Source organism: Croceitalea dokdonensis DOKDO 023, from assembly GCF_001306415.1.
Classification (GTDB): Bacteria; Bacteroidota; Bacteroidia; order Flavobacteriales; family Flavobacteriaceae; genus Croceitalea; species Croceitalea dokdonensis.
In genome coordinates this window covers 205,056-221,031 of the sequence record NZ_LDJX01000006.1, presented here as the reverse complement: position 1 = coordinate 221,031, position 15,976 = coordinate 205,056, and the positions used below count along the sequence as shown (strand labels likewise).

At 42.1% G+C, this 15,976-nt stretch carries 18 protein-coding genes; all 18 read right to left on the bottom strand.

Annotated elements, in window-relative coordinates; all coding sequences use genetic code 11:
* Positions 1–44: 44 nt before the first annotated feature.
* Complete coding sequence (gene lolB1 / locus I595_RS13580) at positions 45–818, bottom strand: lipoprotein insertase outer membrane protein LolB1 (RefSeq protein ID WP_054559974.1); 774 nt, start codon at positions 816–818, stop codon at positions 45–47.
* 1 nt (position 819) lies between these two features.
* A complete protein-coding gene (locus tag I595_RS13575) occupies positions 820–1,767 on the bottom strand; it encodes a tetratricopeptide repeat protein (RefSeq protein WP_054559973.1) in 948 nt (315 codons plus the stop codon).
* Between the two features lie 77 nt (positions 1,768–1,844).
* Positions 1,845–2,861: a sugar phosphate nucleotidyltransferase gene (locus I595_RS13570; protein WP_054559972.1), complete on the bottom strand. Its 1,017-nt coding sequence runs from the start codon at positions 2,859–2,861 to the stop codon at positions 1,845–1,847.
* 39 nt (positions 2,862–2,900) lie between these two features.
* Positions 2,901–3,335, bottom strand: coding sequence for a dUTP diphosphatase (gene dut, locus I595_RS13565; RefSeq protein WP_054559971.1), 435 nt, complete (start codon positions 3,333–3,335; stop codon positions 2,901–2,903).
* On the bottom strand, positions 3,325–4,782 hold the full coding sequence (locus I595_RS13560; RefSeq protein ID WP_054559970.1) for an oligosaccharide flippase family protein: 1,458 nt from the start codon (positions 4,780–4,782) through the stop codon (positions 3,325–3,327). Before I595_RS13560 ends, dut begins: the two co-directional genes overlap by 11 nt.
* Before the next feature lie 217 nt (positions 4,783–4,999).
* A complete protein-coding gene (locus I595_RS13555) occupies positions 5,000–5,485 on the bottom strand; it encodes a hypothetical protein (RefSeq protein WP_054559969.1) in 486 nt (161 codons plus the stop codon).
* Positions 5,486–5,540: 55 nt separating this feature from the next.
* On the bottom strand, positions 5,541–6,776 hold the full coding sequence (locus I595_RS13550; RefSeq protein ID WP_054559968.1) for an MFS transporter: 1,236 nt from the start codon (positions 6,774–6,776) through the stop codon (positions 5,541–5,543).
* A 91-nt stretch (positions 6,777–6,867) separates the two neighbouring features.
* Positions 6,868–7,725 carry an ATP synthase F1 subunit gamma gene (gene atpG / locus I595_RS13545; protein ID WP_054559967.1) on the bottom strand — a complete coding sequence of 286 codons (858 nt, stop codon included), beginning with the start codon at positions 7,723–7,725 and terminating at the stop codon, positions 6,868–6,870.
* A gap of 31 nt (positions 7,726–7,756) precedes the next feature.
* Complete coding sequence (locus tag I595_RS13540; protein ID WP_054559966.1) at positions 7,757–8,095, bottom strand: four helix bundle protein; 339 nt, start codon at positions 8,093–8,095, stop codon at positions 7,757–7,759.
* Between the two features lie 19 nt (positions 8,096–8,114).
* The gene (gene atpA / locus I595_RS13535) at positions 8,115–9,692 is read right to left on the bottom strand and encodes a F0F1 ATP synthase subunit alpha (RefSeq protein WP_054559965.1); all 1,578 of its coding nucleotides are present in this window, start codon (positions 9,690–9,692) and stop codon (positions 8,115–8,117) included.
* 59 nt (positions 9,693–9,751) lie between these two features.
* On the bottom strand, positions 9,752–10,291 hold the full coding sequence (gene atpH, locus I595_RS13530) for an ATP synthase F1 subunit delta (RefSeq protein WP_054559964.1): 540 nt from the start codon (positions 10,289–10,291) through the stop codon (positions 9,752–9,754).
* A 3-nt stretch (positions 10,292–10,294) separates the two neighbouring features.
* Entirely contained in the window at positions 10,295–10,789 is a 495-nt protein-coding gene (locus tag I595_RS13525) for a F0F1 ATP synthase subunit B (RefSeq protein ID WP_054559963.1), read from the bottom strand.
* A gap of 91 nt (positions 10,790–10,880) precedes the next feature.
* A complete protein-coding gene (gene atpE / locus I595_RS13520; RefSeq protein WP_054559962.1) occupies positions 10,881–11,102 on the bottom strand; it encodes an ATP synthase F0 subunit C in 222 nt (73 codons plus the stop codon).
* A gap of 15 nt (positions 11,103–11,117) precedes the next feature.
* Positions 11,118–12,200, bottom strand: coding sequence for a F0F1 ATP synthase subunit A (gene atpB / locus I595_RS13515; protein WP_054559961.1), 1,083 nt, complete (start codon positions 12,198–12,200; stop codon positions 11,118–11,120).
* A gap of 78 nt (positions 12,201–12,278) precedes the next feature.
* Positions 12,279–12,689: a hypothetical protein gene (locus I595_RS13510; protein WP_054559960.1), complete on the bottom strand. Its 411-nt coding sequence runs from the start codon at positions 12,687–12,689 to the stop codon at positions 12,279–12,281.
* Positions 12,686–12,922 (bottom strand): AtpZ/AtpI family protein, encoded by a 237-nt coding sequence (locus tag I595_RS17195; protein WP_083467605.1) that lies wholly within the window; start codon positions 12,920–12,922, stop codon positions 12,686–12,688. The genes I595_RS13510 and I595_RS17195 overlap by 4 nt, the downstream gene beginning before the upstream one ends.
* Complete coding sequence (locus I595_RS13505; protein WP_054559959.1) at positions 12,900–13,316, bottom strand: bactofilin family protein; 417 nt, start codon at positions 13,314–13,316, stop codon at positions 12,900–12,902. The genes I595_RS17195 and I595_RS13505 overlap by 23 nt, the downstream gene beginning before the upstream one ends.
* Positions 13,317–13,321: 5 nt before the next feature.
* On the bottom strand, positions 13,322–15,886 hold the full coding sequence (gene porW, locus I595_RS13500) for a type IX secretion system periplasmic lipoprotein PorW/SprE (protein WP_245628290.1): 2,565 nt from the start codon (positions 15,884–15,886) through the stop codon (positions 13,322–13,324).
* Positions 15,887–15,976: the final 90 nt, after the last annotated feature.

Sequence of the window (15,976 nt, the reverse complement as noted above, 5' to 3'; positions counted from 1 at the left end):
GCAAGAACATAAGTTGTATCTGTGGTTTTAACCGCGGCATCCTACTATAAAACAATTCTTTTAAAACCTTTGGGTATTTTGTATGGGAAATTAAGGTTTCTGTTGAACTCCATGTTCCTGTACTCCAAGTCAATGGTATTGGTTAAGTTCCCTTTTTCTGCCAATACATTTATCCTATCTGGGATAATACGATCAGCAACGGTCTGATACTTATAGTCAATGGTTAAAAACTGACCTTGCTCTGGCTGGGAAATCTGTTGTTTGGCAATTTTAAAATTATCTGGATTTAAAAAGAAAAGAATCTTATACAACTGGTTTGCCGTTTTTGGTTTTAAACCATAGGTATTGTTCTCGATAGTGTTGCTATACCTCTCCTTTCTTAAATCCAAAACGGCGTTGCCCAATAACAGGTTTTGTACCAAATTAAAATCTACCTCTGTGCCCAGCAGCTTGCTCAGGTATTGAAAATCGCCATCAAAATACTCATTTTGCAAACGGTTGTAAAAAGATACGCTCTCTGGGGTAACCCTTGCCTTTACCACACCAACTGGGGCACTTATCCAGATAACTTCATCTTTTTTCATTCTAAAACTAACGGAAACCCCTTGTGATTGCTCTCCGTCCGAAAAATTTATTTTTAGCTTCCCGCTCAATGTTTTAAAATTTGCCTCCGTTTGGTAGTGTCTCTGGATAATCTTTCTTGCGGACAAGGCCGGATTAGCTTCTCCCGAGGTAAGTGGTTTAGTAGACTTGCAAGACATGGAGAACAGTAGCAACAAAGCCAAGCCTCCCATGAATAAACTAGAAATACGGTGCATCTTAAAACCCAGATTTTATCTTACGAAGGTACTCATTTGCCTTTGATATGTTATTGGCCTTGGTATATGCATCGGCAAGTGCCTTATGGAACTTGTTGGCAAGCGGTATATCGTCAAAAAGAAAATCAAGGCCGGAAATCAAAACATCAATCGCTTGATTGTTTTTGTTGTTATGGTGAAGTGACACCCCGTAAGCATAATAAAAAAACGGTTGTAACGGATATAGCTCCACAGCCTTTTTTGCACGCATTTCCACCATACGGTACTGGCCCAGCTTTAATTGTTGGCCCAAATTAAGCTCCAAGGCCTTAACCGGATCATTGTTTACCTCAAAGGTGGCGGTTTTGAACTGGGTCGTTTCCGTTTTTACCGCAACTTCCGCTAATTTTTGCTGTAGCCTAGCTTTAAAGTCAGAATTACCAAGATTGTTCAAGACTTTGGTGGCGGCATCATAGGCTTGGCGTTTGTAATAAATAAGCGCGAGATTTTTTCGGAAACCTTCATTATCGGATGGTAACTGGTTGGCGACGCTCCCAAAATCCATGGACTGTTTGGCTAACAGTTCCATTAGTGTGTCCAAGTACCAATAATTTTCTATACTGGCCTGCAAAGCCGCAATGGCATAAGGCTGTCCTTGTGTATACTTTCTATCTAAAAGATAGGTCTTGGCAAGCTCATGGTCAATCACATCATTCTTAGGCTGTAAGCGCTTACAATCCAGCAACAGGTTAATGGCGCGGTCATAATTCTGAATGCCCTTTTGCTTTAGCGCTTCAAAAAAAGTTTCCTGAAACTCATCGGTATATTCTTCCAAAAATACCTCAGAACTTTCCTCTTGCTGCACTACTTTTGGGGTTTCTTGGCCATAAGAATACGCTATTGCAATACAAAAAGTAAGGGTAAAACTCCAATTCCGTCTTTTTATTAGTCTATTCAACCCTAGGTTCATTACTTATCTTTTTGCGAGCTGCGGCTTAGCAGTTTTACCGTCCAATATGGGATTATAACCATTAGTTCACCGCATATTTACTCCAACACGGAATAATCCCCAATGCTGATGTGTTCAAAATTCCCGTTAAATTTTACGTGATTGCCTATCATTGCCTTATCCAAATTAGCGTTTTTAATGACCGTATGGTTCTGTATTAAACTATTTTTAACGGTGGTATTCTCTAAAACGGTACCGGCGCCAATGGAAACAAACGGGCCGACGGTGGTATTTTTGAGCACCACATTCTCTCCCAGATAGCATGGGGGTATGATATTGGCGTTCTCTTGCACAACGGAATCTGCGACCAACTTCTCCCCATCCTTAGCCAAAAAGCCCAACATGCGCTGGTTGGTTTCAATGGTAATGTTCTTATTGCCGCAATCCATCCATTCATCTACCTTACCCGTGACAAAAATCTTGTCATTGGCCATCATACGCTTTATTCCATCGTTGATTTGGTATTCGCCACCGTTGATAATGGCATTGTCCAGTACATACTGTAGTTCTTTTTTGAGTTCTGCCACCTCTTTAAAATAATAAATGCCGATGACCGCCTGGTCACTTACAAACCGCTCGGGTTTTTCAACCAATTCTACAATCTGATGCTCCTCATTGAGGTTAACGACACCGTAGGCTTCCGGGTTGTCCACTTTCTTTGTCCAGATAACGCTATCGGCATCTTTGTCCAAATCAAAACTTGCTCGGATTAAGGTGTCTGCATAGGCAATCACGGCAGGTCCAGAAAGAGATGGTTCCGCACACATGATGGCATGCCCAGTACCTTTTGGGTCTAACTGACGGTAAATACTGGGTTTAGCGCCCAATTCCCTAGCAAGTTTTTCTAGGCTTTGGACAACCTCATCACCAAAAAATGCGGGATCACCCAAAATAAAGGCAATTTCCTCTATTGGCTCTCCTAACACTTTGGCAATATCCCCCACCAAACGGTGCACAATTGGTTTGCCCGCTACAGGTACCAATGGTTTTGGGACGGTTAAGGTATGGGGTCTTAATCTTGAGCCGCGGCCGGCCATAGGGACTATTATTTTCATAAAACTAGTAGTTAATCTTTAGTTATTAGTATTCAGCTTTTATTTGACACCTGTTGAACCAAAACCACCAGATCCCCTAGCTGTGTTTGATAATTGATTTACCTCATTCCAGCTGGCTCTTTCATGTTTGGCAATGACCAATTGAGCTACGCGTTCGCCATCTTTAATGGTAAAATCTTCATTGGAAAGGTTTACGAGTATTACTCCTATTTCTCCCCTATAATCTGCGTCTACTGTTCCCGGAGCGTTAAGCACGGTAATGCCGTTTTTTGCGGCCAAACCACTTCTTGGTCGCACTTGCGCTTCATAACCAAGGGGCAGTTCTATAAATAGTCCCGTTTTTACAATGGTTCGTTCTAATGGTTGTAACGTTATTGGCTCAGAAATATTGGCTCTTAAATCCATCCCTGCGGAAGCATTGGTTTCGTAATGCGGTAAAGGATGTTTTGATTTGTTGATGATGTTAATTTCCACGTTTAAAGAATATGGTTTTTAATTTATCTCCCTCTAGTTTGTAAATAAGCCCCAAAAATACTAAAACCAAGAAGCAGCCAACAATTAGATTACTATGGAATACGTAGAAAGAAAGGAAGGAAAACAATATGGATATCCCGCCATAAAAGGTAATCTTGCGCATATTGTAAGGAATTGGATAGTGTTTCTTTCCAAAATAGTAAGAAAGGCACATCATGCTCCCATAGGCTGCCAAGGTGGCCAGCGCAGAAGCCATATAACCCAGTTTTGGAATCAATGCCAAATTGATACAGATGGTCATAATAGCCCCAATAGAAGAAATATAGGCGCCAAATTTAGTTCTATCCGTAATTTTATACCATACGGAAAGGTTATGGTAAATTCCCAAACAAAAACTGGCCAAAAGCACTATGGGCACTATATCCAAGGCTTTAAAGTAAGTGTCGTTCCCAAGAAGAAGTCCCGCCAACAACTCTACGAATACCACTACCAGCAGCAAAATTACACTGCCTAAAATGACAAAGTAGTTGGTAATCTGTGCGTAGGTCTTTTGCGCATTTTCAGACTTGGCATGGCTAAAGAAAAACGGTTCTACCCCCATTCTAAATGCAGTACCGAACAAGGTCATGAACAGGGCCAATTTGTAACAGGCACCATAAATGCCGGCCACCTCTTCTGAAACCATGTTCGCCAAGAAAATTTTATCCACTACCTCATTGATGGTAAAGGCAATGCCAGCAACCAGTATGGGTCCAGCATAGGCCAACATAGATCTCCACAAGGCAAGATTAAAAGTGAATTTTGTTTTCAGATAGGTAGGCAAAAAGAACATGAGCGTAAATCCACTGGCTACGATATTTGATATAAAAATATAGGGGATTTCAAAGTTGGGAGCATAGAAAGATGCCCAGAAACCATTGCCGTTCCCTTGGGCCAGTTTGGGCAACAGCAGTAAGAAAAAGAGGTTAAGACCTAAGTTGATTGCCACATTAATGATTTTCAACACGGCATAGCGCATGGGCTTACCATTGGCCCTAAGCATGGCAAAAGGAACGATGACCAAGGCATCCAACACCAAAATGGCAGCGGCATAACCTATAAAATCCGGGGCAATACCGGTAAGAAGGGAAATATCGTTTTTCACCAGCAATGCTAAGGCAAGAAACAAGAACGAACTCCCCATGAGCGAAATCAAGGCTGTGGATACCACACTGGATTTATGCCTCTTTTCATTATAAAAACGAAAGAAAGCAGTTTCCATGCCATAAGCCAAGATGACGTTGAAAATTGCTATCCAAGCGTAGATTTTTACATATTCCCCATAGCCAGAGGCGTTTTCAAACACCGTGGTATACAGCCTCACAAGAATTACAGACAAAACCCGTGGTAGCACAGTGGCCGCACCATAAATTACAGTTTGTTTAAATAGCGTCCTTAGCGGGTTCAATAGGAAATATACATTTTAAATAAGGAAGGTTTACAATCAAGTTTGGCAATTAGTGTAACTATAGGGCATAGGTTAACAATTTTTGGCAACAGCCCGTTTTACATCTAAACCTCATAGCTATCGACTGCTTTAGTTGCAAAAGCCTCTCGTTTTATTTCATTAAAGGTAGTAAATGAACTACTTGTGTTCCTTTTAAATGATAGAAAACAGAAAACGATTATTGGTACATCCGAGCTTTTTTCTCTTTGACACCTTGTATTTTGAAGTATTTTACGGTATCTCCATCCATATAACTGATCATACATTCATCATCTGCTAGTTTAAAAGGGAACTTCCCTTTAGGGGTAGGTGGCTGGTTACCAACCTCCTGTTTTGGGTCGGCATGCATGATAATATCTGGCTTATCAAGCGAAACATTTCTAAAATTGGCAGTTAACACTGCTTGTCCGTTTTGGGTCTTGAGCCTCACATCGGCTATTTTGTCCCTAAAGAAGGCTTGTTTTAATTCCAGTCCATTGGGCATTTCTGCAGTTAAGGGAATTTCTAAAATAGTTCCGGAGCCGCTTTCTGCACGGCCTCCCATCCAGCGTTGACTGCTGGCCTCACCTATTTGCAACGGAGCTTCTGTCATATGATTTTTTTGTGATTTGCAAGCGGATAATGAAAAAAGTGCCGCAAGCAGCGTATAGGCTATAGCTTTCATGTGAATAATTTACATATGGTAAAGATAGGAAACCAAATTTAGTGCCAAAGTTACGTTATACTTCGGTTACAGGGTGCTCTTTAAGGGTAATTCGCTTCATGGCAATGGTAGCAAACACAAAGGCAACGGCCAACAATAGGGCCGCCAGTGCATAGGGTGCGCCCGGATAATATAAAGTGGATTCTGGACGGATAAAGTAAGAGAATACGGGAGCAAAAATAAGTTGCCCTAAAATAGCGGTGATGCTTACCAAACTGGTAATGGAACCCTGTAAAATGCCCTGTTCTTTTTGGGATACCTGATTGGAAATTATTCCCTGTACCGTAGGACCTGCGACACCCCCTAGGGCGTAAGGTATCAAAAATGCGTAAAGCATCCATGGCTCATCTGCCAATGAAAAGAGGAACATCCCAAAAGTCCACAGCAAAAAACCAAAAGTAACCACCTTACGTTTACCAAACCAAGCCACTACCTTACCTACCAAAAAGCCTTGTACAACAGCCACTAAAAGGCCTACCACGACCAAGGAAAGCCCAATTTGTTTGGGGTTCCAGTCAAAACGCTCTATGGTGAAATAAGACCATACAGAGGGCAATGCCTGTCCTGCAAGGTTGGCAAGAAAAAATGCCAAAATCAGTAACAAGACCCCTTGATAGTTCCTAAGTGCCATAAGAGACACCCCCGGAATCATTTTAACCGCGTTTATAGGCCTTCTATTCTCTTTGGACAAGGATTCTGGCACCACTAACCATCCAAACAAAAAATTGGCAAAGGTGAGTGCCGCGGCAATATAAAAAGGCAGTCTAATATCCATCTCTCCAAAAAAGCCGCCAATGCCCGGCCCTATGATAAACCCTAATCCAAATGCAGCACCTATTAATCCAAAATTTTTGGCCTTTTCCTGCAGAGTACTGATATCTGCTATATACGCGGTTGCGACGGTAAAACTTGCCCCCGTAATACCGGCCAAAAACCTACCGATAAACAACCACAAAATGGTTGGGGCCCAAGCGTGTATCAAATAATCAATGCTCAATCCCAAAAGCGATAACAATAAAATGGGCTTGCGCCCAAACCTGTCAGAAATTTCACCCATGACCGGGGAAAACAGGAACTGCATGCCCGCAAAAGCGGTAGTTAACCACATACCGTAAATCACGGCCGTTGCATTGCCCTCACCGGTTAATTCCATAATAAAGTCCGGGATAATGGGCAGAATAATGCCAATCCCAATGACATCTACCAAAACGGTAATGAAGATAAATAATAAGGCGGTTTTTTTGCTTTTCATTGCTTGGCAAAAATGGGACAAAAAAAGAAGCCTTGCATAGTATGCAAGGCTAAATATTTAGGTTAATGGATAAATAAAGCGATTAAGCCTCCTAATTGTTCAATGCCTCTGCACCACCAACAATTTCCAAAATCTCGTTGGTAATTGCGGCCTGACGGGCTTTGTTGTACGTTAGCTTTAATTGGTCCCTTAATTCTGTCGCGTTATCCGTTGCCTTGTGCATAGCGGTCATACGGGCGCCGTGCTCACTGGCAAAGGAATCACGTATCCCTTTGAACAATTGTGTTTTTAGCGATTTTGGAATCAATTGTTCCACAATCTCAGGTTTTGAGGGTTCAAAGATGTAGTCTGATGCCACGCTGGTATCACCTTCAACGGGAACCAATGGTAAAAACTGCTCTGTCATTACAATTTGGGTAGCGGCATTCTTGAATTTGTTGTAGACCAATTCTATTTTATCATACTCCCCAGAGGTAAATTTCAACATTAAATCCTCCGCAATTTTAGCGGCATTCTCAAATGTTAAATCCTCGTAAATGTCACTATGGTTGGCTATCACGGCACTTTTCTTTGCCAAGATATCATTGGCTTTCTTGCCAATGGCCATAAAATCTACCTGCTTCCCTTCATATTTGGCGGATAGAACGGCACATTGCTTTAATATATTGGTGTTAAAGGCGCCACATAGTCCACGATTGGAGGTTATGGCCACAACAAGCACTTTATGGACCACACGGTTATCCGTAAACTTACTGCCGGCTTCGCCGTCCAAACTGGCACTGAGGCCTTGCAATAATTCCGTTAGCTTATCAGAATAAGGTCTCATCGCCGTAATGGCATCTTGCGCCTTTTTTAATTTTGCAGCAGAAACCATTTTCATGGCACTGGTAATCTGCATGGTAGATGAAACCGACGCTATCCTATTTCTTATTTCCTTAAGATTGGCCATTTTTTCAAGTTATGAGTTAAAAGTGATTGAGTTAAGAGTTTTTAATAATTGCCACTAAAGTTCTAATTAACTCTTCACAATTGTTCTTCATTTCTTTAGGTACTTTTCTTCCAGTCGCTTCTAAAATTTCTAACCAATACATGGTTTCATCTGCTTCTTTTAGAGCTATACCAAACTTATTCTTAAAATCCTTTGTGCTCACCTCTCTTTGGGTTTCTCTAGTATTAGCTCCAATACTGGTTCCACTTCTTACAAGTTGAGAGGCTAACGCAAAATCTTTATTTTCCTTTAAAGAATCACAGTACAAAACAATATTACAGGCAAACTGAAAGCTTTTTATCCGTATTGGACTATCATTCAACCTGCCCATAACTCTGCACTCATAACTCTTAATTATATTTAGAAGAAAGATCCTTACAAACCGCTATTAGTGTATCGGTCACCTCATCGGTCAGTTTTCCAGATTTTATGGTGTCCAGAACCCCTCTATGCTTGGCGTTCATAAACTCTAAAAAGTCCCTTTCAAATTCTTTTACCTTTTCAACAGGTACGTACCTTAACAAGTTTTTAGAACCTGCAAAAATAATGGCTACCTGGTCTTCTACGGTAAAAGGATGGTTTTGTGCCTGCTTTAAGATTTCTACGTTACGTCTTCCTTTTTCTATGACGTTTAAGGTGGCGGCATCCAAATCGGAACCAAATTTGGCGAAAGCTTCCAACTCACGGAACTGTGCCTGGTCCAATTTTAAAGTTCCCGCAACTTTTTTCATTGCTTTGATCTGCGCATTACCCCCTACACGGGATACTGAAATTCCCACGTTGATGGCTGGCCGAACCCCTTGGTTGAACAAATCTTGCTCTAAGAATATCTGACCATCCGTAATGGAAATAACGTTGGTAGGTATATATGCCGATACGTCACCCGCCTGTGTTTCAATGATGGGCAAAGCCGTTAAAGACCCTCCCCCTTTTACCATAGGCTTGAGCACGTCTGGTAAGTCGTTCATATCCTTCGCAATGGTATCATCATCTATCACCTTTGCAGAACGCTCCAACAATCTGGAGTGTAGATAGAAAACGTCACCAGGGTAGGCCTCACGTCCCGGTGGCCTTCTTAACAAAAGGGATACCTCACGGTAGGCTACCGCTTGTTTGGACAGATCATCATAAATAATCAATGCTGGGCGACCCGTATCCCTAAAGTACTCTCCAATGGCAGCACCTGCAAAAGGGGCATATACCTGCATAGGTGCAGGATCGGATGCGTTGGCGGCAACTATGGTGGTATAGGCCAAAGCTCCTTTATCTTCCAACACTTGTGCTATACCCGCTACCGTGGACGCCTTTTGTCCGATGGCCACATAAATACAATATACGGGCTCACCGGCATCGTAAAATTCTTTTTGGTTTAGAATGGTATCGATACACACCGTAGTCTTACCGGTCTGGCGGTCACCAATAACCAATTCCCTTTGGCCACGGCCTACCGGAATCATCGCATCGATTGCCTTGATACCTGTTTGCAATGGTTCTGTAACCGGCTCACGGAAAATAACCCCAGGTGCCTTGCGTTCCAACGGCATTTCATACGTATCCCCTGAGATAGGGCCCTTGCCATCGATAGGAACGCCCAAGGTATTTACCACACGTCCTACAATGCCCTCACCAACGTTGATGGAAGCAATGGTCTGGGTTCTTTTGACCACGGAGCCCTCCCTAACGTCTCTGGATGGACTCAATAACACCACCCCTACATTGTCTTCTTCCAAGTTTAAAACGATACCTTTAAGGCCGCCTTCAAACTCTACCAGCTCGCCGTATTGGACATTCTGTAACCCATAGACCCTAGCGATACCATCCCCTACTTGGAGTACGGTACCCACTTCATCTAGCGAAGCCGATGCTTCATACCCTGATAATTGCTTTTTTAATATTGCTGAGACCTCAGCTGCTTTTACTCCTGCCATTTTCTTTAGTATAAGACATGAGAGGTGAGACGTGAGACGTCAAACCATCTCTTTAGTAATTATAGACTGTTTGTAAATTCTCGTTTTAAACCGTTGAGTTTGCTCGCTACACTGGCATCGTATTGTAAATCTCCCACCCTAAGGATAAAACCACCTACAATATTTTCGTCAATCTTGTTCTCTATGCTAACACTGTTCCCGGTGATCTTCTTTACCTGCGCCAATATTTTCTTTTCCAACTCGGCCGTTAAAGGCACCGCAGAAGTGACATAGGCCACGTCTTCACCTTTCATCTTTTCAAAAAGGACAATATACTTATAGGCCACTTCTTGGAGCATTTCAATACGCTTGTTTTCTTTAAGGGTATTGATCAATCCCAAGGTAATCTGGTGGCTGCCCTTAAAAATTTCTTCCAATGCGGCCTTCTTGCCCGTTGTTTTGACCACAGGGCTTGCAATGATACCCTGAAGCTCCGCATTTCCGGCAATGACATCGGCGATATTGCGCATATCTGCCTCCACCTTGGCGGCGGCTTTTTGCTCTACGGCATAATCCAAGGTTGCTTTTGCATAGCGTATGGCAGCTCTAGCTTCGTTCATGGGTTAATTTAATTTGATGTCTCCCAACATATCTTCCACAAGTTTCAATTGCTTGGTTTTGTCGGACAACTCTTCTTTGATCACTTTTTCTGCAATGTCTACGGATAGGGTGGCAACTTGTGCCTTAATTTCGGCTACGGCGGCTTTCTTTTCGCTCTCTATGGCCGCTTGTGCCTGCTTTAACATTTTATCGCCCTCAGCTTTTGCCTGTTCCTTGGCATCCGATATAATCCCGTCTTTAAGTTCCCTTGCTTCCTTGAGCAGGGCATCCCGTTCTGCGCGGGCCTCTTTTAAGATTCTTTCATTATCTGCCTGGAGGTTCTGCATTTCTTTCTTGGCCTCCTCGGCAGACTGTAATGCACTTTTAATTGATTCCTCCCGCTCGCTTACGGCCCCTAAAATGGGTCTCCATGCAAACTTTCTTAAAATGAACAACAGAATTAAAAATGTTATCGCTGTCCAAAAGACCAATCCAAACCCTGGTTGTACTAAATCCATTGTATACTGTTTTAACTGATGTAATTCTTGTATTAGACTACCTTAAAAAGGGGCAGAAGCAACCAACCGTTACTTCTGCACCTTAAAACACTTAAGCGGCTGGAGCGGCTTGCAACAAAGCAACAACCACACCAAATAACGCTACTGCCTCAACGAAGGCCGCAAGAATAAGCGCAGAAGACTGAATCTTTCCGTGCATTTCTGGCTGGCGCGCCATAGCTTCCATAGCCCTTCCACCGATGTTACCAATACCAACACCAGCTCCGATAGCGGCTAAACCAGCTCCAATAGCTGCGATTCCATAAATAGTCATAGTACAAAATTTAAATTAATGATGTTCTTCTTCTGTTGCCATACCAAAATAAAGGGCGGACAATATGGTGAATATATAAGCTTGAATTGCCGTTACGACAATTTCAATTACCGTAATAAACAATGAAAACAAAACAGAGATAGGGGAAACCCAAACCGTTTCAAAAATAAAAATCAATGACATTAACGCCAATATGATAATGTGGCCTGCCGTAATGTTCGCAAACAAACGGATCATCAACGAAATGGGCTTGGTAAAAATACCGATGAGCTCTATGGGCATCAAAAATAGTTTCATAGGAACTGGAACGCCCGGCATCCAGAAAATATGCTTCCAATAGTTCTTGTTTCCGCTAAAGGTTGTGATGATAAAGGTAAATACCGCAAGGGTTAGGGTAAATGCTATATTTCCACTTAGGTTGGCACCGTTTAATATAGGTATCAAACCAAAAATATTATTGATCCATATAAAGAAAAAGATGGTCAATAAATAGGGCATGTACTTTTTGTACTTATGCTCCCCGATCATGGGCCTTGCTATCTCATCACGAACAAAAACAATCAACGGCTCCACAAACCCAGCAATACCTGTGGGCACTTTACTATCGGACTTTTTGTACACCCTTGCCGCAGAAATAAAAATAAACAGCAACACCAACACAGATACCCACATCATAAATACGTTTCTGGTGATGGAGAAATCCAAAGGCTTGCTTGCGTTGGTGGGGTTGTGCTTTTCATCAAAAAGCAAAGCAGTGGCACCTTCTTCCAACTGAAAGATTTTTTCATGATATTTTACAAAGCGGCTTCCTTCCTTTTCCACCACTACTTTGCCTTCATCATCATGATGGAATTCACTTGACATGAATGAAACCAGACCGTTGTCCGTCCATAAAATAATAGGCAAGGGAATTGATATTGGTTTGTCCTTATTATCAATGATATGGAATTCATGCGCGTCCTTAACGTGGTGCATGATCATTTCATTGGGGTCAAATTTTTTATCCGCTTTGGTGTCGCTTTCATCACTAGCGAAGGTTGCAAGGGGAAGTGCCAGTAGAAGTCCTAAAAATACTTTCTTAAAAGTGCTTATTTGCATGCGTACCGTGTCTTAGAAATACCGCTCTAAAAATTCGCTGCAAATGTAAGGACATTAAATGAATTGACAAAGATTAAATCAACACGGCTCATCACTCTGCAAAAAGCTGGTAATACTAAAAACTTCAAAAGCCAAAAAGATAAAATATGGGATGAAAAAATTAACGGCATCGCCAATCTTATGGCCCACGTCCGAGAGGAACAAAGGCAAGAGAAAAACAACAACCAAGACCATTTTTAAAACCATCAGCACTATAAAGGCATTGAATACTTGGGTCTTGCCCATAGTATACCGGTAATTGATAATTCCATATACCAGCAACACCGTAATCACATGGAACAGGTATACCTGCCAGATGGGAATCACAAAGATGCTGTCTGGAGCAAGGGAGGACAGTAGATAGGAATGTAAAAGAAAAAGCACTGCACCAAGAACTGCAAGCTGGAGGATAAAAGCGCGTTGTCTTTTTCTAAAGGATGGGGAAGTCATGGATTCCGTTTGGACATTTTAATAATTTGCCTTACCACAAAGTAAATGGAAATGAGCACGGAACCTAGAGCGCAAATCACCGTATACATTGCGTGTTTATTTGGATATTTTTTATCCAAATACACGCCTAAATAGGTGCCCCCTCCGATAATGGCTACCATCTGAAAGGCAATTCCTGAAAACCGCGCATAGCTATTTAAGGGTTTCTTCCTAGGAGACTTTTGCTGGCTCATTCACTTTGTTCGGCTGCATTTTGTGGGTTGCCGCGGGCATTCCCTTGCCCATGGTACAGGACGCATTAAAGGTGGCGCCCGGTTCAACGGCAAGTTTTGAAACATTGACCGTACCCTCAATCTTGGCGGCGCTTTTTAACGATAATAGCTCTGACACATACAGCTCCCCATTAAAGTTACCTTCAATATCGGCATTGACACATTCTACCTTGCCCTTGATCAAGCCATCCTTGCCAATGACCACTTTGCCAGAGGTCTTTACATTACCTTCCAATTTTCCATCTATACGAAAATCGGCCTGGGATGTAATATCACCTTTGATTACGGTGTTCTTTTCAATTCTGTTTGGCTGTCCGCCAAAGCTTTCCATAGGTCTGTTTTTGTCTGAAAACATATTGCTCACGGTTTTGGGGTTAATTGTTGTGCTATATAATCGTCTAAATTCTTATGAACCAGGACAATTTGATAGTTAGAAGATAAAACTACAAAATTCTCGTCCTTAATCCGGTAGTCCTTATTCTTTTTTATGAGTTCTGCGTAGCCCAGGGCAAAATCTTTTGATTTAAAGCCATGTACCACCACAAATTGGTCCTCCAAAGAGTAAATATCCTTGGAAATCTTATTTTTATATTTTAATTCTTCTATGGACTCTTCTAAGCGCTTTTTAAGCTTTTCGGCCTTGTCATCGTCCTTTCTTTTAAAGGGGAAGACCACCTTCCAGTTTCCTGTGCCAGAAGAACCTGTTTCGGGGGAAAATTCCTTTTTGGCCAATTTGGGCAATTGATCCGCTACTATTTGCTCTGCCTTTTTGCCTTCTGGATTGTTGGGATAGGTCAACGCCACATAATTTAATGCCTCCTTAAAGGGTTCAAAACCCTGCAAGCGTCCAATGGCATTGGCTTTGAGCATTTCAAATTTAGGCACTATGGGATCGCCCGTAAATTTGTTAATGTACTCTTGGGATTCTGTGATCACCTTTAAGAACTCTTGGTTCTCATAGCGCCTAAAGAGCTCCTTGTAGCGTTTTTCCGGACTATCCGTGGCATTGTCAAGCACCGCCTGCGGATTTAGCAATATCTCTGCATAACGCGTATTTGGGTGCTGATTGATGATGTTCTGTTTTACTTCCAAGGCCAGTGGACTTCCTACCTCCTCATAAATTTTATATAAATTGTATTTAGATGGAAGCACTAGGCGCTCCTCAGGATTCTCCGCCAGTACCCGCTCTAATTTACCGGCTGCCAAAAGGTTTTCCTTGAATTTTTCCTTGTAGATCAAACCTAATTGGTAATTGGCAAAATTACGCTCACCCCTTAGGCTGTCCACCACAATGGCATCCCTGGGTATTTTGGACAGATAGAAATCAAGATTATATTTTTCGTCCTCTTCTGCAGGTGTATTGGCATCAGAGCCATCGGTTATCGCCTCCCCAGTTGCCTCTGAAATGGAAATGGTGTTTTTATTGCTCCATCGCCAGTCATCCTCCAATTCCCTGTTGCCCCAACGGGTTTTAAACTGAGTTTTCCCATACCCCAAACTGGTAACGTTATAAAAATAAAATTTGCCCTTGTTCTGCTTACCACCAGCACTTTCGGCAAAGGCGGCAAAACCGGCATTGGCCTTTTTTTCCTTTGCCGCTTGGGCTTCTGCGTCTTTTCGCTTTAGTTCTGAAATAAAGGTCTCAAAGTAGGTGACCCGATCTTCCACCGGCATTTCAAAAAGGGTGATCACGCTGTCTGCGTGCTGCACAATATCCTCATACTTAATAACGTCCTCTAGGTTGTCAAACTTCTTTTTAATGGCCCGGTACTTTTTAGTATTCTCCGCCAAATTGGTTAAAACACTATCGTAATACGCTCCTGCTTTTTTGTACTTGTTTTGATCAAAATTATATTCGGCCAAATTTTCATAATTACGGGCGTTGAGCTTTTGGTCCTGTCCCGTGGCACGCAAAGACTTGTTATAATAGGCAATGGCCAAGCTATCTGAGCCCACAGCAAGGTGAAATTGGGCTATCTCATGAAAAATCTTATCCAAAAAAGGACGGTTCTCACGATTTTCCTCCAGTTCCGTGAGGTATTCCAAAAGTTCTTCTTTATTACTTTCCGTTATGGCAATATTATTAATTTTTTTAAGGTGTGCATTGATCATGTAGACCCGTGGAGATTTGCGGTTTAGGGCGATTACCTTGTCAAAGGCATAGTTGGCGCTGTCCTTATGACCCAATTGGTTATAGAGTTGCCCTATGATGAACAAATACCTTCCGCGCTCCTCGTTTTTTTTGGTGTAGCTCTGTGCAATTTTTAGTTTTTGAATCGTGGTGTCTAGCTGATTCAGATTCAGATAACATTGGGCCATTACGGCACTGGCATCCGCATATTCTTGGTCCTTGAGCTCTTCAAACTTAAAAAGGCGCTTTAGGTTTTTTATGGCCAACTCTGGATTATCCAAGCGCATATTGGTTTTTTCCCGCCAAATGGTGGCTTCATTAAGTTTATCACTCTGGGTATATTTTCTGAGGATATAATTAAATGATTCCAATGCAGGTATGTAGCGTTCGTCGTAGTATCGGGACTTGCCCAATAGCAAAAAAGCCTCGTCCGTCTGCGGATTTCGCTCTTCATCCTTAATGTCCATACTATGTTTCTGGATGGCTTTGGTCGCTTTTTCCTCGGCCAGGACAAAATTGGGATTGTTGTCTTCGGAGTCCAGTTTAATTTGGTCGGTGACCTCTAGGCGTTCTATGGGCAATACTTCCCAGAAATCGTCCCGGTAACCATCGTTTAACTCCTGCCTTCCGGTTTCAAAGGCAATATTGCCATTGTATAGGGTATTGTACTTGGTGTTTAGGGCATGCCAATTGCGGTTGATGAACTTGTCTTTTTTTACCGAACAGGCATTAAAAACAAGCAAACCAATGATAGCGGTAACCGTAAGTTTAACGTAAAGCTTCAATCCGATCATCTTTCCTAGTTAGCATAACTAAAAAAAGCCCTGTTTAGTATTGCAGTCATCGGCAAAGTGCACAAATTGTAATCTAAAGAAATAGCCTCG